The organism is Streptomyces sp. NPDC031445, assembly GCF_055581365.1.
Map to the genome: position 1 here is coordinate 161,967 of NZ_JBVIJO010000013.1, position 25,892 is coordinate 187,858.

Annotated in this window: 24 protein-coding genes and 1 pseudogene; 7 read left to right on the top strand and 18 right to left on the bottom strand. The window is 72.9% G+C overall.

Annotated elements, in window-relative coordinates; all coding sequences use genetic code 11:
* Positions 1–11: 11 nt before the first annotated feature.
* The 7 genes from rnc to recG form a co-directional block, all read right to left on the bottom strand.
* On the bottom strand, positions 12–848 hold the full coding sequence (gene rnc / locus ACZ5DC_RS30210) for a ribonuclease III (RefSeq protein ID WP_468657917.1): 837 nt from the start codon (positions 846–848) through the stop codon (positions 12–14).
* A gap of 8 nt (positions 849–856) precedes the next feature.
* The gene (rpmF, locus tag ACZ5DC_RS30215) at positions 857–1,030 is read right to left on the bottom strand and encodes a 50S ribosomal protein L32 (RefSeq protein ID WP_003951102.1); all 174 of its coding nucleotides are present in this window, start codon (positions 1,028–1,030) and stop codon (positions 857–859) included.
* Between the two features lie 2 nt (positions 1,031–1,032).
* Positions 1,033–1,677 carry a YceD family protein gene (locus ACZ5DC_RS30220; RefSeq protein WP_366751089.1) on the bottom strand — a complete coding sequence of 215 codons (645 nt, stop codon included), beginning with the start codon at positions 1,675–1,677 and terminating at the stop codon, positions 1,033–1,035.
* Between the two features lie 130 nt (positions 1,678–1,807).
* Positions 1,808–2,917 (bottom strand): ATP synthase F0 subunit B, encoded by a 1,110-nt coding sequence (locus ACZ5DC_RS30225; RefSeq protein WP_468657919.1) that lies wholly within the window; start codon positions 2,915–2,917, stop codon positions 1,808–1,810.
* 57 nt (positions 2,918–2,974) lie between these two features.
* The gene (coaD, locus tag ACZ5DC_RS30230; RefSeq protein ID WP_366751087.1) at positions 2,975–3,454 is read right to left on the bottom strand and encodes a pantetheine-phosphate adenylyltransferase; all 480 of its coding nucleotides are present in this window, start codon (positions 3,452–3,454) and stop codon (positions 2,975–2,977) included.
* A 26-nt stretch (positions 3,455–3,480) separates the two neighbouring features.
* The gene (rsmD, locus tag ACZ5DC_RS30235; protein ID WP_468657921.1) at positions 3,481–4,068 is read right to left on the bottom strand and encodes a 16S rRNA (guanine(966)-N(2))-methyltransferase RsmD; all 588 of its coding nucleotides are present in this window, start codon (positions 4,066–4,068) and stop codon (positions 3,481–3,483) included.
* Between the two features lie 63 nt (positions 4,069–4,131).
* A complete protein-coding gene (recG, locus tag ACZ5DC_RS30240) occupies positions 4,132–6,354 on the bottom strand; it encodes an ATP-dependent DNA helicase RecG (protein WP_468657923.1) in 2,223 nt (740 codons plus the stop codon).
* Positions 6,355–6,552: 198 nt separating this feature from the next.
* Between recG and ACZ5DC_RS30245 the strand changes: the two genes are divergently transcribed.
* The gene (locus ACZ5DC_RS30245) at positions 6,553–8,391 is read left to right on the top strand and encodes an HSP90 family protein (protein ID WP_468657925.1); all 1,839 of its coding nucleotides are present in this window, start codon (positions 6,553–6,555) and stop codon (positions 8,389–8,391) included.
* On the top strand, positions 8,388–11,426 hold the full coding sequence (locus tag ACZ5DC_RS30250) for a tetratricopeptide repeat protein (RefSeq protein ID WP_468657927.1): 3,039 nt from the start codon (positions 8,388–8,390) through the stop codon (positions 11,424–11,426). Before ACZ5DC_RS30245 ends, ACZ5DC_RS30250 begins: the two co-directional genes overlap by 4 nt.
* A gap of 25 nt (positions 11,427–11,451) precedes the next feature.
* Here ACZ5DC_RS30250 and ACZ5DC_RS30255 read toward each other — a convergent pair whose 3' ends face one another.
* The gene (locus ACZ5DC_RS30255) at positions 11,452–13,245 is read right to left on the bottom strand and encodes a DAK2 domain-containing protein (protein WP_468657929.1); all 1,794 of its coding nucleotides are present in this window, start codon (positions 13,243–13,245) and stop codon (positions 11,452–11,454) included.
* A gap of 258 nt (positions 13,246–13,503) precedes the next feature.
* On the opposite strand from ACZ5DC_RS30255, the gene rpmB reads away from it, so the two are divergent.
* Entirely contained in the window at positions 13,504–13,689 is a 186-nt protein-coding gene (gene rpmB / locus ACZ5DC_RS30260; RefSeq protein WP_003993230.1) for a 50S ribosomal protein L28, read from the top strand.
* Here rpmB and ACZ5DC_RS30265 read toward each other — a convergent pair.
* From ACZ5DC_RS30265 to ACZ5DC_RS30275, 3 genes and pseudogenes are all read right to left on the bottom strand, one after another.
* Positions 13,664–14,029: pseudogene (locus ACZ5DC_RS30265) on the bottom strand (BTAD domain-containing putative transcriptional regulator); the annotation flags it as partial. The gene rpmB and the pseudogene ACZ5DC_RS30265 overlap by 26 nt on opposite strands.
* Positions 14,030–14,074: 45 nt before the next feature.
* Positions 14,075–14,869, bottom strand: a complete 795-nt coding sequence (gene thiD, locus ACZ5DC_RS30270) for a bifunctional hydroxymethylpyrimidine kinase/phosphomethylpyrimidine kinase (protein ID WP_468657931.1) — start codon at positions 14,867–14,869, stop codon at positions 14,075–14,077.
* Positions 14,866–15,831, bottom strand: a complete 966-nt coding sequence (locus ACZ5DC_RS30275) for a thiamine-phosphate kinase (RefSeq protein ID WP_468657933.1) — start codon at positions 15,829–15,831, stop codon at positions 14,866–14,868. The genes thiD and ACZ5DC_RS30275 overlap by 4 nt, the downstream gene beginning before the upstream one ends.
* Before the next feature lie 204 nt (positions 15,832–16,035).
* On the opposite strand from ACZ5DC_RS30275, the gene ACZ5DC_RS30280 reads away from it, so the two are divergent.
* Both ACZ5DC_RS30280 and ACZ5DC_RS30285 read left to right on the top strand, forming a co-directional pair.
* Entirely contained in the window at positions 16,036–16,269 is a 234-nt protein-coding gene (locus ACZ5DC_RS30280; RefSeq protein WP_030649166.1) for an Lrp/AsnC family transcriptional regulator, read from the top strand.
* Between the two features lie 20 nt (positions 16,270–16,289).
* The gene (locus tag ACZ5DC_RS30285) at positions 16,290–16,811 is read left to right on the top strand and encodes a DUF3515 domain-containing protein (protein ID WP_366751079.1); all 522 of its coding nucleotides are present in this window, start codon (positions 16,290–16,292) and stop codon (positions 16,809–16,811) included.
* A gap of 12 nt (positions 16,812–16,823) precedes the next feature.
* On the opposite strand, the gene ACZ5DC_RS30290 is transcribed toward ACZ5DC_RS30285, so the two are convergent.
* From ACZ5DC_RS30290 to ACZ5DC_RS30300, 3 genes are all read right to left on the bottom strand, one after another.
* Positions 16,824–17,981: a D-alanine--D-alanine ligase family protein gene (locus tag ACZ5DC_RS30290; RefSeq protein ID WP_468657936.1), complete on the bottom strand. Its 1,158-nt coding sequence runs from the start codon at positions 17,979–17,981 to the stop codon at positions 16,824–16,826.
* 1,457 nt (positions 17,982–19,438) lie between these two features.
* Positions 19,439–20,449, bottom strand: coding sequence for an NAD(P)H-dependent glycerol-3-phosphate dehydrogenase (locus ACZ5DC_RS30295; RefSeq protein ID WP_468657938.1), 1,011 nt, complete (start codon positions 20,447–20,449; stop codon positions 19,439–19,441).
* Positions 20,446–21,216: a lysophospholipid acyltransferase family protein gene (locus ACZ5DC_RS30300; protein ID WP_468657940.1), complete on the bottom strand. Its 771-nt coding sequence runs from the start codon at positions 21,214–21,216 to the stop codon at positions 20,446–20,448. The genes ACZ5DC_RS30295 and ACZ5DC_RS30300 overlap by 4 nt, the downstream gene beginning before the upstream one ends.
* A 153-nt stretch (positions 21,217–21,369) precedes the next feature.
* On the opposite strand from ACZ5DC_RS30300, the gene cofC reads away from it, so the two are divergent.
* Positions 21,370–22,008 (top strand): 2-phospho-L-lactate guanylyltransferase, encoded by a 639-nt coding sequence (gene cofC / locus ACZ5DC_RS30305; RefSeq protein ID WP_468657942.1) that lies wholly within the window; start codon positions 21,370–21,372, stop codon positions 22,006–22,008.
* A gap of 164 nt (positions 22,009–22,172) precedes the next feature.
* Positions 22,173–22,376: a hypothetical protein gene (locus tag ACZ5DC_RS30310; RefSeq protein ID WP_014675226.1), complete on the top strand. Its 204-nt coding sequence runs from the start codon at positions 22,173–22,175 to the stop codon at positions 22,374–22,376.
* Between the two features lie 70 nt (positions 22,377–22,446).
* On the opposite strand, the gene ACZ5DC_RS30315 is transcribed toward ACZ5DC_RS30310, so the two are convergent.
* From ACZ5DC_RS30315 to leuC, 4 genes are all read right to left on the bottom strand, one after another.
* Positions 22,447–23,109, bottom strand: coding sequence for an HU family DNA-binding protein (locus tag ACZ5DC_RS30315; RefSeq protein ID WP_366751074.1), 663 nt, complete (start codon positions 23,107–23,109; stop codon positions 22,447–22,449).
* 136 nt (positions 23,110–23,245) lie between these two features.
* A complete protein-coding gene (locus ACZ5DC_RS30320; RefSeq protein WP_171152489.1) occupies positions 23,246–23,476 on the bottom strand; it encodes an SCO5555 family protein in 231 nt (76 codons plus the stop codon).
* Between the two features lie 273 nt (positions 23,477–23,749).
* Positions 23,750–24,343 (bottom strand): 3-isopropylmalate dehydratase small subunit, encoded by a 594-nt coding sequence (gene leuD / locus ACZ5DC_RS30325; protein WP_468657945.1) that lies wholly within the window; start codon positions 24,341–24,343, stop codon positions 23,750–23,752.
* Positions 24,344–24,348: 5 nt separating this feature from the next.
* Entirely contained in the window at positions 24,349–25,767 is a 1,419-nt protein-coding gene (gene leuC, locus ACZ5DC_RS30330; RefSeq protein ID WP_366751072.1) for a 3-isopropylmalate dehydratase large subunit, read from the bottom strand.
* Between the last annotated feature and the right edge of the window lie 125 nt (positions 25,768–25,892).

Genomic DNA, 25,892 nt, shown 5'->3' on the forward strand with positions numbered 1-25,892 from the left:
TTGCGTTCCGGTCAGGCGGTGGCGGACGACGCGTCGCCGTCCTTGGCGGCCCGGCTGCCCTTGACGGCCTCGTCGGCCGTCTCCTTGATGGGCTCCTTGACCACCTTGGCCCGCTCGTCCGCGGCGGCCCGGATGGACCGCCAGGCGGACTCGGCGGCCTGCTGCTCCGCCTCCTTCTTGCTGCGGCCGGTGCCGGTGCCGTACGAGACGCCCCCGACGCGGGCGGCAGCAGTGAAGGTCTTCTCGTGGTCGGGGCCGGTCTCCGTGACCAGGTACTCGGGCACGCCGAGCCCCTCGATCGCGGTGAGCTCCTGGAGGGACGTCTTCCAGTCCAGGCCGGCACCGAGGTTGGAGGACTTCTCGATCAGCGGGTCGAACAGGCGGTGCACCAGTTCGGAGGCCGCGTCGAGGCCCTGGTCGAGATAGACCGCGCCGATCACCGCTTCAAGGGTGTCGGCGAGAATGGATGCCTTGTCCCTGCCGCCCGTGCCCTCTTCACCCCGGCCGAGCCGGATGAAGGCGCCCAGGTCGAGGCCGCGGCCGACCTCCGCCAACGCACGCGAGTTGACCACCGCGGCCCGCAGCTTGGCCAGCTGGCCTTCGGGCAGGTCGGGGTGGGTGCGGTACAGCGTGTCCGTGACGACGAGGCCCAGCACGGAGTCCCCGAGGAACTCCAGGCGCTCGTTCGTCGGCAGACCGCCGTTCTCGTACGCGTAGGAACGGTGGGTCAGCGCTCGCACCAGAAGGGCGGACTCGAGCTGGTAGCCGAGCCGCCCTTCCAGAAGCGTGTGGGACGAGGCCTGGTTGTCCGCAGAGGATTTCTTCGGTGTGGACACAGTGCCTCTCACCAGCCCGCTCAGACTTCGAGGACCTGGCGCTTGTTGTAGGTGCCGCAAGACGGGCACGCGATGTGCTGCTGCTTGGGCTCGTGGCAGCGCTCGCACGCAACCAGGGTGGGGACCGCAGCCTTCCACTGCGACCGGCGGTGGCGCGTGTTGCTGCGCGACATCTTCCGCTTCGGAACAGCCACGGCTACTTCTCCTGCTTCTCGTCGACGCCCGCTTCGGCGCCGCTCATCTCGTCCTTCTCGCCGTCCGTCATCGAACCGGCGAGTCCCTGCAAAGCCGCCCAACGGATGTCGACGGCGTCATGGTGGTGGTCCGGGTCGTCCGCGAGCCGTGCTCCGCACTCGGAACACAGGCCCGGGCAGTCGTCCTGGCACACCGGCTGCATCGGCAGTGCGAGCACCACCGCATCGCGCAGCACGGGTTCGAGGTCGAACAGGCCGTCCTCGAGGAAGAACCTGTCCTCGTCGTCCTCGGCGTCGTCGCCCGGTTCCGCGATCACACGGCCCCGGTCGTCGGCGTCAGGGTACGAGAACAGTTCCTGGAAGTCCGCTTCGAGCTCCAGCTCGACCGGCTCAAGACACCTTACGCACTCCCCTCGGGCCGTTGCACGGGCGGTGCCTGTGACAAGCACACCTTCCATGACCGACTCGAGACGGAGGTCGAGTTCCACCGGGGCGCCTTCCGGCACTCCGATGACTCCCTGGATGCCGAGATCCCGGGGAGCGTCGATCTCGCGGGTCAGGCGCTGCAACGCGCCAGGACGCCGACCCAGCTCGTGCGTGTCGAACACGAGGGGGTTGCGGTGGTCGAGGCGGGCGTTGGGAGCCATTCCTGCTTTCAGTCTTCGAACTCGAAGGGACACCACCCGTCGGTGTTCCGGGCAGCGGTGATCGCGGACATACGCGCGACCGAACAGCCAGGATACTGGACCTTTCGCTCAGCGCCCAATCCGCCCCTGGCTACAGGCCCCGGCCCTGCTCGTACGCCCTGAGCTGCTCCGCACTGATCATGCTCGTGTCGAAGAGGCTGGTCTCGTCGAGGGCGTACCCCTGCTGGTCCTGGTGCGGCGCCTGCTGCCGGCCCTCGTGCGGGTGCGGGGCCTGCTGGGGGTCGTAGCCGGTCTGCTGGGCGTCGTAGCCCTGGAAGGGGGCGCCTCCCGCCGGAGCGTATCCGGGGGCGGCGGAGTACGGATCGGCCTGCTGGTAGCCGTACGGGTCCTGCTGCGGGGCGTACTCCGGCTGCTGCGGGAAGCCCGCGTACGGGTCCGGCTGCTGCTCGTAGCCGTAGGCCGGCTGCGGCTCGTACGACGGCTGGGGCGGCTCGGGCTGCCGCTGTGCCGCGCGGTCGCTGTCCGCGAGGGCCGCGAGGTCGGCGAGGTAGTCGGCGTCGCTGGAGTGCTGGAAGGTGGTGGTGTCGTCGGCGAGGGCGCCGAGGTCGTCCGTGGCGATCCGCCCGTGCAGCTTCTGCCGGCCCCGGCCGACGGCCTCCAGGGTCTTGGCGAGGACCGCCTCGAAGGCGCCGAGCTTGGCGTCCACGTAGGCGTCGGCGTTGTGGCGCAGGGTCTCCGGGTCCTGGCTGCGCTCGGGGGCGTCCTCGTCCTCGTAGCCGTTCTCGTCCAGGCCCGGGCCGGTGCCGAGGAGCTTCTCACGGCCCCGTCCGACGGAGCCGAGGGTCTTGGTGAGCACGACCTCGAAGTTGGCGAGCTTGGAGTCGACGTAGTCGTCGGCCTCGGCGCGGATCTCCTCGGCCTCCTGGCGGGCCTCGGCGAGGATCCGGTCGGCCTCGGCCTGGGAACGGCGGGCGATCTCGGTGTCGGAGATCAGCGATCCGCGCTCGGCGTGCGCGTTCTCGATGATCCGCTCGGCCTCCAGCCGTGCCTGCTCGACCATCTGCTCACGGTCGCCGATCAGCTCCTGGGCCTGGGCCAGGGAGCCGGGCAGCGCCTGGCGCACCTCTTCGAGCATCGCGAGCAGCTCGGCGCGGTTGATCACGCACGACGCCGACATGGGCATGGACCGGGCACTGGAGACCGAGGAGACGATCTCGTCGAGCTTCTTCTGCACGTCCACCTGTGCTCGCCACTCTCTACAGCCGGGTTGGAGACGGACGGGACGACTGTAGCCCCATCATCCCTTGGCGAGGCGCTTGTTCAGCGCCTCCAGGACCTCGGCCGGCACCAGGTGGGAGACGTCGCCGCCCCAGGCCGCGACCTCCTTGACGAGGGAGGAGGAGAGGAAGCTGTAGGTGGGGTTGGTGGGCACGAACAGCGTCTCCACGCCGGTCAGGCCGTTGTTCATCTGCGCCATCTGCAGTTCGTAGTCGAAGTCGCTGACGGCCCGCAGGCCCTTGACGATGGCGGGGATGTCGCGCTGCTTGCAGAAGTCGACGAGGAGGCCGTGGAACGCCTCCACCCGGACGTTGGCGTACTCGGCGGTGACCTGGCGGATCAGCTCGATCCGCTCCTCGATCCCGAACAGGCCCTTCTTGGACTTGTTGATCATCACCGCGACGTAGACCTCGTCGTAGAGACGGGAGGCCCGGGCGATGATGTCGAGATGTCCGTTGGTGATCGGGTCGAACGACCCGGGACAGACGGCGCGGCGCACTTGTGATCCCTCGCTCTCCGGTCCGGTCATCGTGCGTCTTCGCACGTAGAGGCGGCGCGACCGTACCAAAACGTTCCCTCGCCGTAGCGCCGGGACCGAAGGGGCTCGAAGCCGTCCGGCCAGTGGAATGCGCCGCCTCTGGTGCTGCGCTCCACGGTGACGAGGGCTTCTTCGGCGAGCCAGCGTTCCGAGCGGAGTGTGAGCAGGATCTCTCGAAGATCGTCGTCCGTGACGGCGTACGGGGGGTCGAGGAAGACGAGGTCGTAGGGTTCTTCCGGTACGGCTTGCCTGACGACCTGTTCCGCTTTGCCCGTTCTGACCTCGGCACCGGGCAGGCCCAGGTTTCTCACGTTCTCCCGGACGGTCCGCGCGGCCCGGGTGTCCGCCTCGACCAGCAGGACGTGACGCGCGCCGCGGGACAGGGCCTCCAGGCCCACGGCGCCCGAGCCGGCGTAGAGGTCCAGGACCCGTTCACCGTCCAGGGGGCCGCCGAGGAGGGACTGCCAGGTGGAGAAGAGGCCCTCGCGTGCGCGGTCGGAGGTCGGCCGGGTTCCGGTGCCGGGCGGTACGGAGAGGCGCCGTCCGCCTGCCCGGCCGGCGATCACGCGAGTCATCTTCGGTCCTTGTTCGGGGTGTGATTACGGATTCAGTCTGGCAGGCGGCGGGGACGCCGCACCTCAGCCCTTCTCCAGGTACTGCTCCCTCTCCTCGTCCAGGAGGGCGTCCAGCGCTGCGCGCAGGCCGGGCAGGTGCTGTAGCTCCGGGTCGGCCGCGACCACCGCCGCCGCCTCCTGCCTCGCCTCGGCGATGACCTCCTCGTCCTCGATGACCGCCAGGACCCGCAGGCTGGAGCGGGCGCCGGACTGGGCCTGGCCGAGGACGTCGCCCTCGCGGCGCTGTTCGAGGTCGATGCGGGAGAGTTCGAAGCCGTCGAGGGTGGAGGCGACGGCGCCCAGGCGCTGGCGGGCCGGGCTGGCCTCGGGCATCTCGGTGACCAGGAGGCACAGGCCGGGGGCGGAGCCACGGCCGACCCGGCCGCGCAGCTGGTGGAGCTGGGAGACGCCGAAGCGGTCGGCGTCCATGATGACCATGGCCGTGGCGTTGGGGACGTTGACGCCGACCTCGATGACGGTGGTGGCGACCAGGACGTCCGTCTCCCCCGCGGCGAAGCGGCGCATCACGGCGTCCTTGTCGTCGGGGTGCATCCGGCCGTGCAGCACCTCCACCTTCAGGCCCGTCAGGGGGCCGCGGGCGAGCTGGTCGGCGACGTCGAGCACGGCCAGCGGGGGGCGTTTCTCCGCCTCGTCCTGCGGGGGCTTCTTCTTGCCGGACTTCCCGGGGTCGTCCTCCTCGTCCCCGATCCGCGGGCAGACCACGTACGCCTGGTGGCCGCTCGCGACCTCCTCGCGGACCCGTTCCCAGGCACGGGCCAGGAAGTGGGGCTTGTCGGCGGCCGGGACGACATGGCTGGCGATCGGGGAGCGGCCGGCCGGGAGCTGGTCGAGAACGGAGGTCTCCAGGTCGCCGAAGACCGTCATGGCGACCGTGCGCGGGATGGGGGTGGCGGTCATGACGAGGAGGTGCGGGGACCGCCTCTCCCCCTGGGAGTGCGCCTTGCCGCGCAGCGCGTCGCGCTGTTCCACGCCGAAGCGGTGCTGTTCGTCGACCACGACCAGGCCGAGGTCGTGGAACTGGACTTTGTCCTCGATCAGGGCGTGGGTGCCGATGACGATCCCGGCCTCGCCGGTGGCCAGGTCCAGCAGGGCCTGGCGGCGGGCGGCCGTGCCCATGGAGCCGGTGAGCAGGACGACCTTGGTGGCGTGCTCGGCGCCGCCCAGCATGCCTCCCTCGGCGAGTTCGCCCATCATCTCGGTGACCGAGCGGTGGTGCTGCTGGGCGAGGACCTCGGTGGGCGCGAGCATGGCCGCCTGGCCCCCGGCGTCGACCACGGCGAGCATGGCGCGCAGGGCTACCAGCGTCTTCCCGGATCCGACCTCGCCCTGGAGCAGGCGGTGCATCGGGTGGGCGGTGGCGAGGTCGGCGAAGATCTCCTGGGTGACCTTGCGCTGGCCCTCGGTGAGGGTGAAGGGGAGGCGGTCGTCGAAGGCCGCGAGGATGCCGTGGGGGCCGGGGACGCGGGGGACGGCGGGGAGCTGGGTCTCGGCGTGCCGGCGGCGGGCCAGGGCGACCTGGAGGACGAAGGCCTCGTCCCACTTCAGGCGGGCGCGGGCGTCGGCGACGTCGGCCTTGGTGTGCGGGCGGTGGATCTTGAGCAGGGCCTCGGGGAGCGGGAGCAGGCCGCGGCCCTCGCGCAGGCTGCCGGGCAGCGGGTCGAGGGCTTCCTGCGCGCTCGGCAGGACCGTCTGCACGGCCTTGCCGATCTTCCAGGACTCCAGTTTGGCGGTGGCCGGGTAGAGGGGGATCAGGGCGCCCGCCCAGGTCTCGACGGTCTCCTCGCCGTCGCCTCGCAGCAGTTCGTAGGCGGGGTGGGCCAGTTGGAGGCGGCGGTTGAAGACGGAGACCTTGCCGGCGAACATCGCGCGGGTGCCCGGCAGCAGCTCCTTGTGGGGCTTGTGCACGCCGTTGCCGAAGAAGACGAGCTGGAGCCGGCCGCTGCCGTCGGTGATGGTGACCTCCAGGCGCTGGCCCTTGCCGCGGGGGGCCTTGGCCGAGGCGAAGGTGTGCAGGCGGGCGTCGGCGACCTGGGCGACCACCGTGACGTGCTCGTCCATGGGGAGGTCGGCGAGGTGCGTGAGCTGGCCGCGCTCCTCGTATCTGCGCGGATAGTGGTGGAGCAGGTCGCCGACGGTGTGCAGGCCGAGGTGCTCGGCCATCACCTTCGCGGTGGCGGGGCCGAGCACCTTCTTGAGCGGTTCTTGCAGTGCGGGCACGAGATCCATTGCACACCACGCCACTGACAATGCCGTACACCCTGCCCCGCGGATTGGCGGCCGGATGCCGTAAACATCAGGGAAACTCCTGGTCAGGCGGGCTGCTCCGGCTCTAGGATGGCGCGCTCCGGCCATCCTTCGCGGTCACCGCCCCGCCGGGACCGCCCGACCCCGCGCCGCACGCACGCCCCCTCCGGCGCAGTGACGATGGACTCCCAGACCTCTCAGGCATCCCAGCCCTCCCAGTCGCCCCATCCACCTCACAGCTTCCAGGTCGACCTGCGTGGTCTGGTGGACCTGCTCTCCCATCACCTCTACTCCAGCCCCAAGGTCTATCTGCGCGAGCTGCTGCAGAACGCCGTGGACGCCGTCACCGCCCGCCGGGCCGCCGACCCGGACGCCCCGGCGCGGATCCGGCTGTACGCGGCGGACGGCGGGCTGCGGGTGGAGGACACCGGCGTCGGGCTCACCGAACCGGACGTGCACGGCCTGCTGGCGACCATCGGGCGCAGCTCCAAGCGGGCCGAGGGCCTGGAGGAGGCCCGGTCGGACTTCCTCGGGCAGTTCGGCATCGGGCTGCTGGCCTGTTTCGTGGTCGCCGAGCGGATCCGGGTCGTCAGCCGCAGCGCCCGGACGCCCGGGGCCCCGCCGGTGGAGTGGACCGCCCGGGACGACGGCTCGTACACCGTGCGCACGCTGCCCGACGCCGAGCGGCCCGAGCCGGGCACGACCGTGTACCTGACCGCGCGGGCCGGTGCGGCCGAGTGGCTGGCCCCGGAGCGGGTCCGCGACCTGGCCCGGGACTTCGGCTCCCTGCTGCCGTACGACGTCCGGGTCGGCGACGAGCCCGTCACCGAGCTGCCCGCGCCCTGGGACCGCGTCCATCCCGGTCCGGCCGGCCGCCGGGTGGCGCTGGCCCGGCACTGCCGTGAGCTGTTCGGGTTCACGCCGCTGGACTCCATCGACCTGGACGTGCCGGTGGCCGGGGTCCGCGGGGTGGCGTACGTGCTGCCGTCGGCGGTCAGCCCGGCCCAGCGGGCGACCCACCGCGTGCACCTGAAGGGCATGCTGCTCACCGAGCGGGCCGAACAGCTGCTGCCGGACTGGGCGTTCTTCGTGCGCTGCGTCCTGGACACCGACAGCCTGCGGCCGACCGCCTCGCGCGAGTCGCTGTACGAGGACGAGACGCTGGCCGCCGTGCGCGACGCGCTCGGGACGCGGATCCGGTCCTGGCTGACCGGGCTCGCCGCCGGCGATCCCGAGCGCCTCGCGGCCTTCCTCGCCGTGCACCACCTGGGCGTGAAGTCCCTCGCCCGGCACGACGCCGGCATGCTGCGCACGATGCTGCCGTGGCTGCCGTTCGAGACGACCGACGGGCAGCTCTCTCTGGAGGAGTTCGCACGGCGGCACCCGGTGGTGCACTTCACGCGGACGGTCGAGGAGTACCGGCAGGTCGCGCCGATCGCGGCCGCCCAGGGCGTCGGCGTGGTCAACGGCGGTTACACGTACGACAGCGAGCTGGTCGAGGCGCTGCCGCGGGTGCGGCCGGGGACGGTGGTCGCCGAGCTGGACGCGGACACCGTGACCGCGCACCTGGACGCGGTGGACCCGGCCGAGGAGCTGGCGCTGTCCGGGTTCCTGGCCGCCGCGCGGGACCGGCTCGACCCGCTGGGCTGTGACGTCGTCCTGCGGGCCTTCCACCCGCTGACCGTGCCCGCGCTGCACCTGGACGACCGGGCCGCCCGGCACGAGCAGGCCCGCGCGGCGGCCGAGGAGCAGGCCGACGACCTGTGGGCGGGCATCCTGGGCTCGCTGCGCGGCAGCGCCCCGCGCGCGCGTCTGGTGCTCAACCACCTCAACCCGCTGGTCCGGCGGATCGGTTCGCTCGGCGACCCGGAGCTGATCGGCACCGCGACCGAGTCGCTGTACGGGCAGGCCCTGCTGATGGCGCAGCGCCCGCTCAGGCCGGCCGACTCGGCGCTGCTCAACCGGGCGTTCATCGGGCTGCTCGAATGGGCGACCCACGGGGAGGGGGACGGACGATGAGCGGGATCACCGACTTCGACGCGCTGCGCCGGGCACTGGCGGAGAACTCCGAGCAGCCGGAGGGCCCGGCCCGCAACGCGCGCGCGGAGCAGCTGCTCGCCGAGGCCGAGAAGCTGGACGTCCCGCTCGCCGTGATCGAGGCGCTCGGGCACCAGCTGAAGGTCTACAACTACAGCTCCGAGAAGGACAAGATGTTCGTCCCGTTCGCGCGGCTGCTGCGCATGTGGGACGAGCGGCCCGAGGACTTCGACGCGTACGAGACGCACTCGCTGTACTGGGTCTTCAAGTGGATGTCGGCGGGCATGCTGGACCAGCCGCACATCCCGCTCGCGTCGGTGGAGAAGTGGCTCGGCGAGATGGAGCACCGCTACCGGCTCGCCGGGCACTCCGAACGGGCCGTGCGCAGCGCCGAGTTCAGCGTGGCCGCGCACATCGGGGACCTCGCGCGCGCGGAGCGGGCGTACGCGGCGTGGCTGGCCGCCGACCGGGACCGGATGGCCGACTGTCACGCCTGCGAGCTGCACGGGCAGGGCGTCTGGCAGGTGCGGTGCGGGCGCGACGCCGAGGCGCTCGAACTGTGGCGGCCGGTGCTGGAGGGCGAGTTCGCGTGCGCCCACGAGCCGCACAACGTGCTCGCCTCCTCGCTGGCCCCGCTGCTGCGGCTGGGGCGCGTCGAGGAGGCCCGCGCGCACCACCTGCGGGGCTTCCGGCTGGTGCGGTCCATGGAGAGCATGCGGGGCGCGTACGCCGACCACGTGGAGTTCTGCGCGCTGACCGGGAACGAGGCGCGCGGTCTGGAGCTGCTGGCGGAGCGGCCGGCGTACTTCACGGACACCGGGCAGCCGCGCAGCCGGCTGGACTTCCTGGCCGTGGTGACGCTGCTGATGGACCGGCTGACCGAGCTGGGGCACGGCGGGCAGCGGGTGCCGGGGCCGGCCGGGCGGAGCTGGACCGCGCGGGAGCTCGCCGCGCACGCGCGCGCGGAGGCGACGGAGCTCGCCGAGCGGTTCGACCGGCGCAACGGCACGTCCGCCGTCGGCGACCGCGTCCGCGCGCGGATGGCCCAGCGCCCGCTGGCGGACCGCCTCCCGCTGGGCGTGCGTACGGTGCGTACCGCGCCGGCGCCTTCGCCCGCGGTCGCCCCCTCGGCGCCGGCGGCCCCCGCCGAACCGGACCTGCCCGCCCTGCTCGCCGAGGCGCGGCGCCTGTCGGACACCCTGCGGCCGCAGGCCCTCGATGCATGGGCGGCGGTCGCACGGGCCGCGCGGGACGGCGCCGCCCTGACGGCACGCGACCGCGCGGAGATCGCCGACCACGAGGCGATGGCCCGGGGGCCGGAGGGGATCGGGCTGTTCGAGCGAGCCGCGGCCCTGTACGCGGAGGCGGGCGACCCCGGCGAGGCCCTGGCGGCCCGCGCGCGCGGGGCCCATATCCGCGCCCTGACGGGCGAGCTGGACGCGGCGCTCAGCACGGTCACGTCCCTGTACGACGAGGTGCTCGCCCTGTACGCCGACGAGGCCACCGGAGTACGCCAGACGGCGTCGGTGGCGATGAGCCGGGCCCGGGTACTGATGCGCCGGGTGCACGAGGCGGCGGGCGCGGGCGCCGGGGTCAGCGGGGATCAGGGGTTCGAGGAGTCCGCGGGGGCGGGTTCCCGGGAGGCCGGGCAGGCAGGGGACGAGCCCCGGGGAGACGGCATCGCTGAGGCCGAGGCCGCCGTGCGGGAGGTGCTGGCGCTCGTCGACGGGCGTGGTGGCGACGACGTGCGGCTGGCGGCGCGGGGCGCGGAGGCGTGGGCCATGCTCGGCGAGCTGGCCGGGGTGACCGGCGACGCCGGGCGGGCGGCGGAGTCGTTCCGGCGGGCCGCCGACGCGTACGTGGCCGCCGGGCTCGCCTGGTTCGCGGTGGAGTACCAGGTGCAGGTCGCCGCCCTGGCCCACCAGACCGGTGACCCGGCCGGGGCCGAGCGGGCGCTGCGGGCGGCCCTGGAGCACGGCGCGCCGTACGTGGAGCCGGTCGGCCGGGCCCAGTTGCACCTTCAGCTCGCCGAGGTGCTCGGTGGCCGGGACGCGCCCGGTGAGGCGGCCGAGCACGCGCTGGAAGCCGCGCACTGGGCCGACGAGGCCGGTGAGAGCGGCACCCTGGGGGCCTGGGCACGGCAGCAGCTCGGCGGTTTCCTGCTGCGCCGGGGCCGGTACGCGGAGGCCGCCGAGGTGCTGGAGTCCGCGCTGGCCGACCTCAGCGCCGACACCCACGGCGACGGGACGGTCGTCCAGGCCCGCTGGTGGCTCGGGGACTGCCTGGGCGAGCTGGGCGAGCACCGGGCCGCGGCCGAACAGCGGCTCAAGGCCGCCGACCTCGCCCGGCACTGGCCCGAGCAGCAGGACCACGCCACGCTCGCCCACCTCGCCGCCGAGTCACTGGGCAACGCCGGGCTGGCGGCGGAGGCCGACCGCGCGTACGCGCGCGCGGGTGACCTGTGGCGCGCGCTCGGCAGCACCCCGTTCCTGGTCCGCTCGCTGCGCGCCCGCGCCTGGCTCGCCCTCGACGGCGGGCCGGGGCCCGCGGACGCCCGCGCGCTGATGGGCGAAGCGGTACGGGAGTGCGAGACCGCGCTGGCGGCGGCCGAGGAGGCGGCGGACCGGGCGGAGCTGGCCACCGAACTGGGCGGCACGTACCGGCAGTTCGCGGAGCTGCTGGCCCGTTCGGCAGCCGGGGAAGCCCAGGAGGCCGGGGGACCGGCGGCCGGGGACGCGTTCGAGGCGGCGCTGGAGCAGATGACCCGGGCCGTGGCGGTGTTCGCGACGCTCGGCGCGGCCGGACTGCACGACCGTACCGGCGCGGAACTGGCCGCGGGCCGGCTGGAGGCGGCCCTCGGCCGTCCGGCGCGGGCGGCGGCACGCGCGCGGGGGGTGCTCGCGGTCTACGAGGGCGCGGCCGGCGGGGACGACACGGCCCGGGCCCGGCGGGAGGAGGCGGCCGAGTTGCTGGAGACGGCAGTCGAGCTGGAAGGGGAGGACGCCGAACGGGGCTGAGCCGGGGGCCGAGCCGTTCCCGCCGTCACTCCACGCCGATCAGCAGCAGGGCCCCCTGCCGGCCGCCCCGGTACACCACCGTGTCCACGGCCAGGTAGGACTCCCGTACGCGTGCCTCCAGTCGGGCGGCGGCGTTCTCGGGCGCCTCGTCGCCGACGACGAGCGTGACCAGTTCGCCGCCGGCCTGGAGCATGCGGTCGAGGACGGTGCGGGCGGTGGCGGTGACGTCCGTGCCGATCACCGCGACGTCGCCGTCGATCAGACCGAGCACGTCCCCGGCCTGGCAGACGCCGGCCGTCGTCCAGGACTGGCGCTCGGCGACGACGACCTCGGCGTACCGGGTGGCGCCCGCCGCCGAGGTCATCTGGACGACGTCCTCGTCGAACCGGCGCCCCGGCTCGTGCACCGCGAGCGCGGCGATGCCCTGGACCGCCGAGCGGGTCGGGATGAGGGCCACGCGGATGCCCTCGGTGCGGGCCTGTTCGGCCGCGGCGGCGGCCGTGTGGCGCAGGTCGGCGTCGTTGGGCAGCAGCACGACCTCCCGCGCGTGGGCCCGCCGCACCGCCTGCACCAGCTCTCCGCTGGCGGGCGGCTCGCCGGGGCGGGCGAGGACGGTCGTCGCGCCCGACTCGGCGTACAGCGCGGCCAGCCCCTCGCCGGGTACGACGGCGACGACCGCCCGCTGGGCCCGCTCGCGCGGCGGGCGCTCGCGGCCGGTGCGCATGTCGCCGAGCCCGAAGTGGGTGATCCGGATCCGGTACGGCCGCCCGGCCTCCACCCCGGCTTCCACGGCGGCACCGGCGTCGTCGACGTGCACATGGACGTTCCACAGCCCGTCGCCGCCGACCACGACCAGGGAGTCCCCGAGGGCGTCGAGCCGCGCGCGCAAGCGCGCCACGGCCGCGTCGTCGGCTTCCAGGAGATAGATCACCTCGAAGGCCGGTCCGCCGGGTGCGGCGGCGTCGGCGCACCGCTCGGGGGCCGCCACGCGCGCGTGCGCGGGTGCGTCGCCGTCGGCAGCGGACACGGGTACGGACACGGGTACGGGCACAGGTACCGGCACGGTTCCCTGGGGCTGCGGGATCTCCCGCAGCAGGGACTCGCGGGCCGGAAGCTCGCGGGCCGGGACGTCACGCACCGGAAGCTCGCGCACCGGCTCCCGTACCGCCTCCCCCGTGAACGCCTCGACCAGCGCCCCCAGCACCGCCACCAGCCCCCGGCCGCCCGCGTCGACCACACCGGCCCGCTCCAGCACGGCCAGCTGGGCCGGGGTCGCCGCGAGGGCCGTCCGCGCTCCCTCGTAGGCGGCCCGCGCGACCGTCCGGCAGTCGCCGTCGGCTCCCTCGGCGGCGTCGGCGGCGGCCGAGGCGACCGTGAGCACCGTGCCCTCGACGGGTCGGGCCACGGCCTGCCGGGCGGAGTCGGCGGCCCGGCGCAGGGCCAGCCGCAGTCCCTGGCCGTCGATGTGAGAGGCGTCACCGTCGTCCGCGAGCACCTGCGCCATCCCGCGCAGCAGCTGCGCGAGGATCGTCCCCGAGTTGCCCCGCGCCCCGATCAGCGCGCCGTGCGCCATGGCCCGGACGGCGTCCGCCAGCGCGGGCTCCCCCGAGCCGGTCTCGTACCCGGCGAACACCGCCTCGACGGCCGTCGCCGCCGACTCCACGGTCAGGTACAGGTTGGTCCCGGTGTCGCCGTCCGCCACCGGATACACGTTGATCGCGTCGATCTCCTCGCGGGCCCTGCCCAGGGCCCGCAGCGCCAGACCGCACCAGGTGCGCACCGCGAGAGCATCGAGGAACGTCTGCGGCACCTGCGTCACCTGCGCCTCCTTGAGCTGGCTCGACGTGGGACGCAGCGTAGACCCCGGACCGGTTCCCTCCGGAAGAGGGCCGGGCCGGGGGCCCGCGCTGCCGTGGTAGTTTCGTTGTACGGACGCAGCCGTTGTATGCTGCTCCGGTTGCCCGATCCGATCGGGCCATTCCCCTGGCAGCGCCACTCAAGATTCAGGTTCCATAGGATCTCGATCCCGGCATGCCGGGATCAACCGTAAGTGCATCTGAAGTCTTTGGAGTGACCCGTGGCTGCCAACTGCGACGTCTGCGGCAAGGGGCCGGGCTTCGGCAACAACATCTCGCACTCGCACCGCCGTACGTCCCGCCGCTGGAACCCGAACATCCAGCGTGTGCGTACCGTGGTGGGCGGGACGCCGAAGCGCGTGAACGCTTGCACCTCGTGCATCAAGGCCGGCAAGGTCTCGCGCTGACGCAACCTCCCCCACTCTCGATTCGTTCGAGCGGGGGGACCCCCATCCGCGCGCGGCCACTGTCTGGTTCGCTGCACTGAGCCGGTCCACCTCCGGGTGGGCCGGCTTTTTGCCGTGCCCCCGGGGCCCTCGGCGCGCACCAGTCCCAGATCCCCCGGCCACGCCCTCGCCGTCGCCCCGGACGCGGCCGACGTGCGCCGCCTCGCGCGCCTGAAGCCGGCGCCAGCGCCTCGGCGGACCGCCCGGTCGCGGGCAGGGCCCGCATCAGCTGCCCGTGCAGCCGTTCGTCCAGCGGACGTGAGCGAAGCAGCGCCCGCAGCTCGGGCACCAGCTCCGGCCCGCCTTCGAACCGCCGTCGAGCCGCCGGCCTGCCCCGCCTGAGCCCTCAGCGGGCGTCCCGCCGCAGCGCCCACCCGTGGTCCACGGGCCCGATCCCCGCGCCGAGCGCGAACCCGGCGGCGATGGCCCCGGTGACGTACTCCTTGGCCGCCGCGACCGCCTCCGGTACGGACCGGCCCCTGGCCAGGCCGCAGGCGATGGCGGAGGCGAGGGTGCAGCCGGTGCCGTGGGTGTGCCGGTTGTCGTGGCGAGGCGCCCGCAGCAGGTGGACCTCGGAGCCGTCGGTGAGCAGGTCCACGGCGTCGCCCGCCAGGTGTCCGCCCTTGATCAGCACCCAGCGCGGCCCGAACTCCAGCACGGCCGCGGCGGCCCGTCGCAGATCGTCCTCCGACGCGACGCGGACGCCGGTCAGTTGGGCCACCTCGTCCAGGTTCGGGGTGGCCACGGTCGCCGCCGGCAACAGCCTCGTCCGTACGGAGTCCAGCGCGGAGGCGGCCAGCAGCGGGTCGCCGTGCTTGGAGACGCCGACCGGGTCGACCACGGCCGGTGCGTCCGTGCCGGTGATCAACTCGGCGACCGCCTCGACCAGTTCGGCGGAGGCCAGCATGCCGGTCTTCACGGCCTGGACGCCGATGTCGTCCACGACGCTGCGGTACTGGGCCCGGACCGCCTCCACGGGCAGTTCCCAGGCGCCCTGCACCCCCACCGAGTTCTGCGCGGTCACCGCGGTGAGCACGCTCATGCCGTGCACGCCGAGCGCGAGCATCGTCTTCAGGTCGGCCTGGATGCCGGCGCCGCCGCCGGAGTCCGAGCCGGCCACCGTGAGCACCCGGGGGATCACGACTCGATGTCCCCGAAGTGGTCCCAGCCGCCCTTGCTGGTCCAGGGCGCCCCGTCGACGGTCACCTGGGGCAGCGCGGAGGGGTTGAGGACCTCGCCGATGACCTTCCAGCGGGCCGGGAGCTTGGCGTCCGGCGGGAAGGTCGCCACGATCGCGTGGTCCTCTCCCCCGGTCAGCACCCACTGGAGCGGGTCGACGCCGACGGCCTGCCCGATGTCGTTCATCTGCGTCGGGATGTCGATCGCGCCGGAGCGGATGTCGATGCGGACCTTGCTGGCCTCGGCGATGTGCCCGAGGTCGGCGATCAGGCCGTCGCTGACGTCGCACATCGCGGTGGCGCCGAGCGCGGCGGCGGCCGGGCCCGCGTGGTACGGCGGCTCGGGGCGCCGGTGGGCCTCGACGAAGGCGCGGGGCGAGCGGAAACCGCGGACGAGCACCGCGTACCCGGCCGCCGACCAGCCCAGCCAGCCGGTGACGGCCACGAGGTCGCCGGGCTGGGCACCCGCGCGCGTGACGGGTTCGTGGTTGCGCAGATCGCCGAGCGCGGTGATCGACACCATGATCGTGTCGCCGCGTACGACATCCCCGCCGACCACGGAGGCGCCGGCGACCTGGCACTCGTCGCGCAGGCCGTCCATCAGCTCGGTCGGCCAGGTGACCGGCAGTTCCGCGGGGACGACCAGGCCGAGCAGGAGCGCGGTCGGCACGGCGCCCATGGCGGCGATGTCCGCGAGGTTCTGCGCGGCGGCCTTGCGGCCGACGTCGTAGGCCGTGGACCAGTCGCGGCGGAAGTGCCGGCCCTCCAGCAGGATGTCGGTGCTCGCCACCACCCGTCGGTCGGGCGCGGCGACCACCGCGGCGTCGTCGCCGGGGCCGACCCGGACCGCCGGGGTGGTGGTGAGACGGGAGGTCAGCTCCCGGATGAGCCCGAACTCACCTAGCTCACCCACTGTGCCCTTCATTGCCTCAAGCCCCTTCTGTGCCTTGCCACGCCCGGTCGCGCGTCACCAGTGTCCCCGATACGGTCGAGGTGACCGTCAACTTCCGTCGTGCCTGCACCCTGGCGCGCAAGCCCGGTTCCCGCAGGTCTCCCCTCGGGGAGCGGCGACGCGATACCGTGGCGTTCCTTTTCCCCACATGATCCTCGTGGCCGCCCTGGAGGTTCCGTGGTACAGGCGTACATCCTGATCCAGACGGAGGTCGGCAAGGCGTCGACCGTCGCCGAGACGATCAGCAAGATTCCCGGAGTGCTCCAGGCCGAGGACGTGACCGGGCCGTACGACGTCATCGTGCGGGCCCAGGCCGAGACGGTCGACGAGCTCGGCCGCATGGTGGTCGCGAAGGTCCAGCAAGTGGACGGCATCACGCGCACCCTGACCTGTCCGGTGGTGCATCTGTAGCCCCCGTCTACGCTTGGCCGGTGAACATCTTCCGTCACCGGCCCCTCGCCCTGCTCGCGCCGGCCCTGCTCGTCGCGGTCGCGGGCTGTTCCACGGCAGACGACAGCGGCACCGTGGCGGTTCCCACCCCTGACGCGCGGACCGCCCCGCTCTGCCGGGACCTGGACAAGGTCCTGCCGCGGAAGGTGGACGGGCAGCCGCGCGCCGACCCCGAGCCCCGGTCCGCCTACACGGCGGGCTGGGGAAGCCCGGCGATCATACTGCGCTGCGGCATCGTCCGGCCGCCGAAGATGGTCGATGCCAAGGTGGCCCTGGGCGAGGACCCGAACGCGATCGCCGGCGGGGTGAACGGCGTCGAGTGGCTGATGGAGAAGCAGGGCGACGGCACCTGGCGGTTCACCACGTCCAACCGCCGGGCGTATGTGCAGGTGACCCTGCCGAAGAAGCTGTCCGGGCCGGACGACAGCGCCCAGGTGATGACGGACCTGGCGCCGGCCGTGAAGAAGGCGATCCCGAAGGGGATCGCCTCCATGCGCGGCTGAGGGCCGAGGGGGTCAGCGCAGCCCCGTCGAGCGGCGCAGCGCCGCCTGCACCAGGCGGTCCACCAGCTCGGGGTAGCTGATCCCGCTCGCCTGCCACATCTGCGGGTACATCGAGATCGGCGTGAAGCCGGGCATGGTGTTGATCTCGTTGATCACGAACTCGCCGTCCTCGGTGAGGAAGAAGTCCGCGCGGACCAGGCCCTCGCAGGAGGCCGCCTCGAACGCCTCGACGGCGAGCGCGCGCACCTCGTCGGTCTGCTCCCCGCTGAGCGGGGCCGGGACGATGCCGGGCGTGGAGTCGATGTACTTGGCCTCGAAGTCGTAGTACGCGTGCGCGTCCGGCGGCGGGATCTCGGCCGGGACGGAGGCGCGCGGGCCGTCCTCGAACTCCAGGACGCCGCACTCGATCTCACGGCCGCGTACGGCCGCCTCGACCAGGATCTTCGGGTCGTGGGACTGCGCCTCGGCGATCGCCTCGTCCAGGCCGGACAGGTCGTCGACCTTGGTGATGCCGATGGACGAGCCCGCGCGCGCGGGCTTCACGAACAGCGGCCAGCCGTGCTCGCCGGCGAAGTCGACGATCCGCTTGCGGGCGGCGGACTCGTCCTGGGCCCACTCGCGGGGGCGGATCACCAGGTACGGGCCGACCTTGAGCCCGTAGGAGGTGAAGATCCGCTTCATGTACTCCTTGTCCTGGCCGACGGCCGAGGCGAGCACGCCGGAACCGACGTACGGCACTCCGGACAGCTCCAGCAGGCCCTGGAGCGTGCCGTCCTCGCCGTAGGGGCCGTGGAGCACCGGGAAGACCACGTCGACCTCGCCGAGCGCCTTGGGCACGGAGCCGGGCTCGCTGTAGACGACCTCGCGGTTCGACGGGTCGACGGGGAGCACCACGCCGCCCTCGTGCGATTCCGCCAGCTCGGCCACGCTGGGGGTGCGGCGGTCGGTGATGGCCATCCGCTCCGGCTCGTCGGCCGTCAGCGCCCAGCGGCCGTCCGTGGTGATGCCGATCGGCAGGACGTCGTACTTCGTCCGGTCGATGGCCTTGAGGACGGCGCCGGCGGTGACCACGGAGATCCCGTGTTCGGAACTGCGCCCACCGAACACGACGGCCACGCGCGGCTTGCGCGACGGCTGCTCAGGGCTCTGGGGAAGGTTCTCGGTGCTCATATCGCGTTGAGAGTACCTGGAGGCAGCGCCCAAGTCAGCGCGCGCTCCCGGGCCGTCGCTCAGCGTCGCACGGACGGTCGCTCAGTGTCGTACCCAACCCCTCCCGAACGGCCCGACGCCTCCCCGAGCCCGGCACGGGGACGCCCCCGCGGGCCCACGTCCCGGACTTCCCGGGCAAGGTCCGCCGGCCCGGCCCATGCCCCGGCACCTCCCGGCGCCGACGCGTCCTCAAGGCGCCGGCGTCTACGGGCTCGGCGTCTCCCCTGCCCCGGCGCCTCCGGACCTCGGCCGCTTCCGGCGCCGGCGCGTCCCCGGGGCGCAACGTCTCCCGGACTCACCGCCCTCGGACAACGCCTGACGGCCCCCGCGCTTTCCCGGGTGCCGACGCCTGTGGTCCTCACCGCCTCCCCAGGCAACGCCTCCGGGCCTCCACGCCTCCCGTCCTTGGCGTCTCCCCGTCCCGACGCATCCCGGCTCTGGCACGTCCCCGGGGCCCAACGCCTCCCGCGCTGACCGCCCCCAGGCAACGCCTTCGGGCCTCGACGCCTCCCGTCTCTGGCATCTCCCGGTCCCGACGCATCCCGGCACTGGCACGTCCCCGGGGCCCAACGCCTCCCGCGCTGACCGCCCCCAGCCAACGCCTCCGGGCCTCCACGCCTCCCGTCTCTGGCATCTCCCGGTCCCGACGCATCCCGGCTCTGGCACGTCCCCGGGGCCCAACGCCTCCCGCGCTGACCGCCCCCAGCCAACGCCTTCGGGCCTCGACGCCTCCCGGGCCCGGCGCCTCCCAAGCCTCGGAATCTCCCGGCGTCGGCACCTCCCCAGGCCCAACGCCTCCCAGGCCCAACGCCCCCGGGCTCACCGCCTCCCGGGCCAACGCCTTCCGGCTCCGGCATCTCCCGGCGCGGGCACCCGCCGGGCTCGCCTCACCAGGCAACCTCTTCGGGCCTCCGCGCCTCCCAGTGTCGGCATCTCCCAGGCCCGACGTCGTCCCGGCCTCCGCCTCCCCCAGGCCCAACGCCCCCGGGCTCACCGCCTCCCGGGGCAACGCCTTCCGGCTCCGGCAGGCACCCGCCGGGCTCGCCTCACCAGGCAACCTCTTCCGGCCTCCGCGCCTCCCGACGTCGGCATCTCCCAGGCCCGACGTCGGCCCGGCCTCCACGCCTCCCCAGGCCCAACGCCTTCCGAGCTCACCGCTTCCCCGGACAACGTCCCCTGACCTCAGCGCCTCCCCAGGCCCAACGCCCCCCGGGCTCACCGCCTCCCAGGCCCGGAATCTCCCGACGCCGGCGCCTGCTCAGGGCCCAACGTCTCCAGGCCCCGACACCGCCCGACTCGGCTCCCCCCGCCCCGGCACCGCCAGGTCCCCGCACCGCCAGGTCCCCGCGCCTTCCCCGCCCCGGCATCTCCCGGCCGGCGGCGGACCGGCGTCTTCGAGACCCGGGGTTCCCCCGGGCTCAGTGGCGCTCGGGCTTGGCGCTGCGGGCCATCAGTTCCTTCAGCGCGACGACCGGCGACTTGCCCTCGTGCACGATGCTGACGACCGTCTCGGTGATGGGCATGTCGACACCGTGCCGGCGGGCCAGATCCAGCACGGACTCGCAGGACTTGACGCCTTCGGCGGTCTGCTTGGTGACCGCGATGGTCTCCTCCAGCGTCATGCCCTTGCCCAGGTTGGTGCCGAAGGTGTGGTTGCGGGACAGCGGCGAGGAGCAGGTGGCCACCAGGTCGCCCAGGCCCGCGAGTCCCGAGAAGGTCAGCGGGTCGGCGCCCATCGCGAGGCCGAGCCGGGTGGTCTCGGCGAGGCCGCGCGTGATGAGCGAGCCCTTGGCGTTGTCGCCGAGCCCCATGCCGTCGGCGATGCCCACCGCGAGCCCGATGACGTTCTTCACCGCGCCGGCGAGTTCGCAGCCGACCACGTCGGTGTTGGTGTACGGCCGGAAGTACGGCGTGTGGCAGGCGGCCTGGAGCCGCTGGGCGACCCGCTCGTCGGTGCAGGCCACGACCGCCAGGGCGGGCATGCGGGCGGCGATCTCGCGGGCCAGGTTGGGTCCGGTGACGACCGCGATCCGGTCCGCGCCGACCTTGGCGACGTCCTCGACGACCTCGCTCATCCGCATGGTGGAACCGAGTTCGACGCCCTTCATCAGGGAGACGAGGACGGTGTCCGGAGCGAGCAGCGGGGCCCACTCGGCGAGATTGGCGCGCAGGGTCTGGGAGGGGATGGACAGGACCGTGAAGTCGGCGCCGGCGGCGGCCTCGGCCGGGTCGGTGGTGGCCCGGACGTTCTCGGGGAGTTCGACGCCCGGCAGGTAGTCGGGGTTGGTCCGGGTGGTGTTGATCGCGTCGGCGACCTCCGGCCGGCGGGCCCACAGGGTGACCTCACAGCCGGCGTCGGCGAGCACCATGCCGAAGGCGGTGCCCCACGAGCCGGCGCTGAAGACCGCCACCCTTACCGGTGCGCTCACTTGCTCTGCCCTTCCACTTGCCGGCCCTCCGCCTGCGCCCGGGTGCGACGGCGCTGCTCGATCCGCTCGCGGCGCGGGTCGTAGGGCGTCTCGGGCGCCTTCTCGCCGCGGATCTCCTCCAGCTGGCGGGTGATGGCCGCCATGATGACCTCGGTGGCCTCCTTCAGCACCTCGGGGGTCATCTCCTGGTCGTAGAAACGGGAGAGGTCCACGGGGGGTCCCGCGAGCACGTGGTGCGTCTTGCGCGGGAAGAGGTTCGGCTTCTTGGCGTACGGCGGCAGCAGTTCGTTGGCGCCCCACTGCGCGACCGGGATGACCGGGCACTTGGTCTGCAGGGCGACCCGGGCGGCGCCGGTCTTGCCGGTCATGGGCCAGCCGTTCGGGTCGCGGGTGAGGGTGCCCTCGGGGTAGAACGCGACGCACTCGCCGCGCTCCACGGCGTCGATCGCGGCCCGGAAGGCGCTGAGCGCGTCCGTGGACTCGCGGTAGACGGGGATCTGCCCGGTGCCGCGCATGGCGGCGCCCACGAATCCCTTCCTGAAAAGCCCGCTCTTCGCCAGGAATCGCGGGACGCGTCCGGTGTTGTACTGATAGTGCGCGTACGCGAAGGGGTCCACGTGGGAATTGTGGTTCACCGCGGTGATAAATCCGCCCTCGGCCGGAATGTGCTCCATTCCTCGCCAGTCCCGCTTGATCAGAACCACCAGCGGCGGTTTGCAGATCACCGCGGCGAAGCGGTACCAGAAGCCGATTCTGCGGCGGGACACAAGGACACCTTCCTCTAGGGCTGCAACCCCGGCGGGGGCCGCACAAGTGTGGCCCCGGGCCGCCGGTCTGTCGAGAACACCGTACGCCCCGCCTCCCGCGGCGCCGGAGGGCGCGGGGGACAATGAGCGCGACTAGAGAGGGACGGTACGCCGGTGCAGTGGACCTTGGTCATCCCCCTGAAGCCCCTGGCGCGAGCCAAGAGCAGGCTCGCGGACACCGCCGACGACGGGGTGCGGCCGGGCCTGGCCCTGGCGTTCGCGCAGGACACGGTGGCGGCGGCGGTGGCATGTCCGGCGGTGTCCGATGTGGCGGTCGTCACGGACGACGAGCTGGCCGGCCGGGAGCTGGCCGCGCTGGGCGCGCGGATCGTGCCGGACACCCCCGGCAGCGGCCTGAACGCGGCGCTGGCGCACGGCGCGGCCGTCGTGCGCGCGGTCCGTCCCGGCGCCGCGGTGGCGGCCCTGAACGCCGATCTGCCGGCCCTGCGTCCGGCGGAACTGTCCCGGGTTCTGGCGGCGGCCTCGCAATTCCCGCGCGCCTTTCTCGCGGACGCGGCGGCACTGGGCACGACTTTGCTGGCGGCGGCCGGTGATCGTGAATTGCGGCCGGCGTTCGGCCTCGATTCCCGTGCCCGCCACCGGGCCTCCGGGGCGGTGGAACTCGGGCTCGCGGAGGTGGATTCGGTCCGCCAGGACGTCGACACGGCGGCGGACCTGCGGGCGGCGCTGGCACTGGGCGTGGGCCCGCACACGGCGGCGGCGTCGGCGGGACTCCTCATCCCGGGCCCCTGAAGCGCCCGAAAGGGCACGGGGCCGTATCGAAAGCGCCGAAAGGGCACGGGGCCGTACCGACGTGCGGCTCCGCCGCGTGGGCGCGAGCGGCCCGTGACGGCCGGCGGCCGGCGTACGACGCGCACCCCCGGCGGCAAGCCGGCGCAGGCACTACGCTGGCGGCCATGCAAGCGACCGCCTACACCTACGACCCGGAGACCCGCAGCGGCCAGGTGCTCCTCGACGACGGCACCCCGGTGCCCTTCGACGCGGCGGCGTTCGACCGGGGCGGACTGCGGCTGCTGCGGCCGGGACAGCGGGTGCGGATCGAGACGGAGTCCGAGGGCGGCGCCCTGCGGATCACCCTCGTAACCCTTCAAACCCTCTGACCGTCCTTACACACACCGCGGGCCGGGCTCCCTGGGGAGCCCGGCCCGGCGCGTGAATGCCCTGGCGGCCTTACGACGTCGCCTTGCGGGCGGTGGTCTTCTTGGCGGTGGTCTTGCGGGCCGTCGACTTCTTCGCCGGGGCCTTCTTGGCGGTGACCTTCTTCGCCGGAGCCTTCTGGGCCGTCGTCTTCTTGGCGGCGGTCTTCGTCGCGGCGGTCTTGGCGGTCGCCGTGGTCTTCTTGGCGGGAGCCTTCTTCGCCGTGGTCTTCTTCGCGGCGGCGGTGGTCTTCTTCGCCGCCGTCTTCTTCGCCGCGGTGCCCGCGGTCTTCTTCGCCGCGCCCGCCGTCTTCTTGGCGGCGGCCTTCTTGCCGACGGCCTTCGCGATGGTGGGCGGCGGGCCGGACAGGCTGCCCTTCGGCGCCTTCTTGACCGCCACCTCGCCCCCGCGGGGGAGCTTCTTCGAACCGCTCACCAGGTCCTTGAAGCCCTGACCGGCGCGGAAGCGCGGCACCGAGGTCTTCTTGACCCGAACCCGCTCGCCCGTCTGAGGGTTGCGCGCGTAGCGGGCGGGGCGGTCCACCTTCTCGAAGGACCCGAAGCCGGTGACGGAGACCCGCTCGCCCGCGACGACCGCGCGGACGATGGCGTCCAGAACATGATCGACAGCGTCTGCGGCCTGCTGGCGGCCGCCCAACTTGTCGGCAATCGCTTCTACGAGCTGCGCCTTGTTCACGTCTTCCCCTTCGGAGACATCGCCAGAACGAAAGTGTTCAAGCTTTTTCGCACGTTAGGCAGATATATACCGCAAATCAAACACGAAACGGGCTTATCACCCTTGTGCCGCAACGGACTCGGCTGTCCCGGACGGTTCAGCGGTCCTCTTCGGGGACCCGGCCCGCGTCGAGATCCGCCGTGAACCGATCGAGCCGCCTTGCCGCGTCGGCGAGATCGTGCTTGGCCGCGGCCGTAATGACCAGCAGCTTCCGGGTCAGCGCCATCCGTACGCCCTCCGGGACTTGCAGTGCGCGCACCCTTGCGTGCGCTTCCTTGAGCTGGTTCGCGACCGCCGTGTAGAGCTGGAGTTGGCCGTCGTGTTCCATGCACAGATTGTGCCATCTGGGGCGAGTTGTCGCCTGCGCAGGGTGCAACTACCGCCTCAAATGGCTTTCCAGGCACTTGCGGAAGACGCGAACACAGCACTCACCTACCCGGACAACAGCCCGCGTAACGTGGGAAGTTGAGCGGGCCGGGGCAGAGCCGCAGGGCCGTTCGGGTGCAGACATGGCTGTACCCCCAATCGTGGCGATCGGGGGTACAGAGGGGGTGTTGGAGTGGCCGAAACCTGACCTTCGCGGAGGCCGGCCCGCTCCGGATCAGACCTGGAGCGTCCGCGGCTTGTAGGCGGGCCGTCCGGCCTCGTAGGCGGCGATCTCGTCCTCGTCGCGGAGGGTGAGGGAGATGTCGTCCAGGCCGTTGAGCAGCCGCCAGCGGGAGTTCTCGTCCAGCTCGAAGGGGGCGGTGATGCCCGCCGCGCGCACCTCACGCGCCTCAAGGTCCACAGTGACCTCAGCCGTGGGGTCCGCTTCGACGATCTCCCACAGGGCGTCGACGGTCTTCTGGTCCAGGACGACGGTGAGCAGGCCGTTCTTCAGCGAGTTGCCGCGGAAGATGTCGGCGAAGCGGGAGGAGATCACGGCCTTGAAGCCGTAGTTCTGCAGCGCCCAGACGGCGTGCTCGCGGGAGGAGCCGGTGCCGAAGTCGGGGCCGGCGACCAGGACGGTGGCGCCCTGCCGCTCGGGGCGGTTGAGGACGAACTCGGGGTCCTTGCGCCAGGCCTCGAACAGCCCGTCCTCGAAACCGTCCCGGGTGACCTTCTTGAGCCAGTGAGCAGGGATGATCTGGTCGGTGTCGACGTTGCTGCGGCGCAGCGGGACGGCCCGGCCGGTGTGGGTGGTGAAGGCTTCCATGGTTCTCAGACTCCAGCGGGGACGTCGGTCAGGTCGGCCGGGGAGGCCAGGTGGCCCAGGACGGCGGTGGCGGCCGCGACCTGCGGTGACACCAGGTGGGTACGGCCGCCCTTGCCCTGCCGGCCCTCGAAGTTGCGGTTGGAGGTGGAGGCGGAGCGCTCGCCGGGGGCCAGCTGGTCGGGGTTCATGCCCAGGCACATCGAGCAGCCCGCGTGCCGCCATTCGGCGCCGGCCTCCTTGAAGACCACGTCCAGGCCCTCGGAGACGGCCTGCAGACCCACCCGTGCCGAGCCGGGCACGACCAGCATCCGTACGCCGTCGGCGACTTTGCGGCCCCGCAGCAGGTCGGCGGCGGCGCGCAGGTCCTCGATGCGGCCGTTGGTGCACGAGCCTACGAAGACGGTGTCCACGGTGATGGACCGCAGCGGCTGCCCCGCCTCCAACCCCATGTACTCCAGGGCTTTTTCGGCGGCCAGGCGCTCCGAGGCGTCTTCGTACGAAGCGGGGTCGGGGACGTGCGCCGAAAGCGGTGCGCCCTGGCCGGGGTTGGTGCCCCAGGTCACGAACGGCGACAGCTCGGCGGCGTCGATGACGACCTCGGCGTCGAAGACGGCGTCCTCGTCCGTGCGCAGCGTCTTCCAGTACGCGACCGCCGCGTCCCAGTCGGCGCCCTCGGGGGCGTGCGGGCGGCCCTTGAGGTAGGCGAAGGTGGTCTCGTCGGGGGCGATCATGCCCGCGCGGGCGCCGGCCTCGATCGACATGTTGCAGATGGTCATCCGGGCCTCCATCGAGAGCTTCTCGATGGCGGAGCCGCGGTACTCCAGGATGTAGCCCTGACCGCCGCCGGTGCCGATCTTCGCGATGATCGCCAGGATCAGGTCCTTGGCGGTGACGCCCTCGGGCAGCTCGCCGTCGACCGTGATCGCCATGGTCTTCGGGCGGGCCAGGGGCAGCGTCTGGGTGGCCAGCACGTGCTCGACCTGCGAGGTGCCGATGCCGAACGCCAGCGCGCCGAACGCGCCGTGCGTGGAGGTGTGCGAGTCACCGCAGACCACGGTGGTGCCGGGCTGGGTCAGGCCCAGCTGCGGGCCGACGACGTGGACGACGCCCTGCTCGACGTCGCCCAGCGGGTGCAGCCGCACCCCGAACTCGGCGCAGTTCTTGCGCAGGGTCTCCAGCTGGGCCCGCGAGACGGGGTCCGCGATGGGCTTGTCGATGTCGAGGGTCGGGGTGTTGTGGTCCTCGGTCGCGATGGTGAGGTCGAGGCGGCGCACCCGGCGGCCGTTCTTGCGGAGCCCGTCGAAGGCCTGCGGGCTGGTCACCTCGTGCAGCAGGTGCAGATCGATGTAGAGGAGGTCGGGCTCGCCCTCGGCGCGCCGGACGACATGGTCGTCCCAGACCTTCTCCGCGAGTGTCCTACCCATCGCTTTCCCTCCGGCCGGCAAGCGTCCACCGACCCAACTAGAGATCTTCAGCAGCGGTGGCCTGCCCGTCTCGGGGCCCCTGAACGTCGTGATTCCGGGCGTCCACCGCCAGGCCCGTTCGTCTG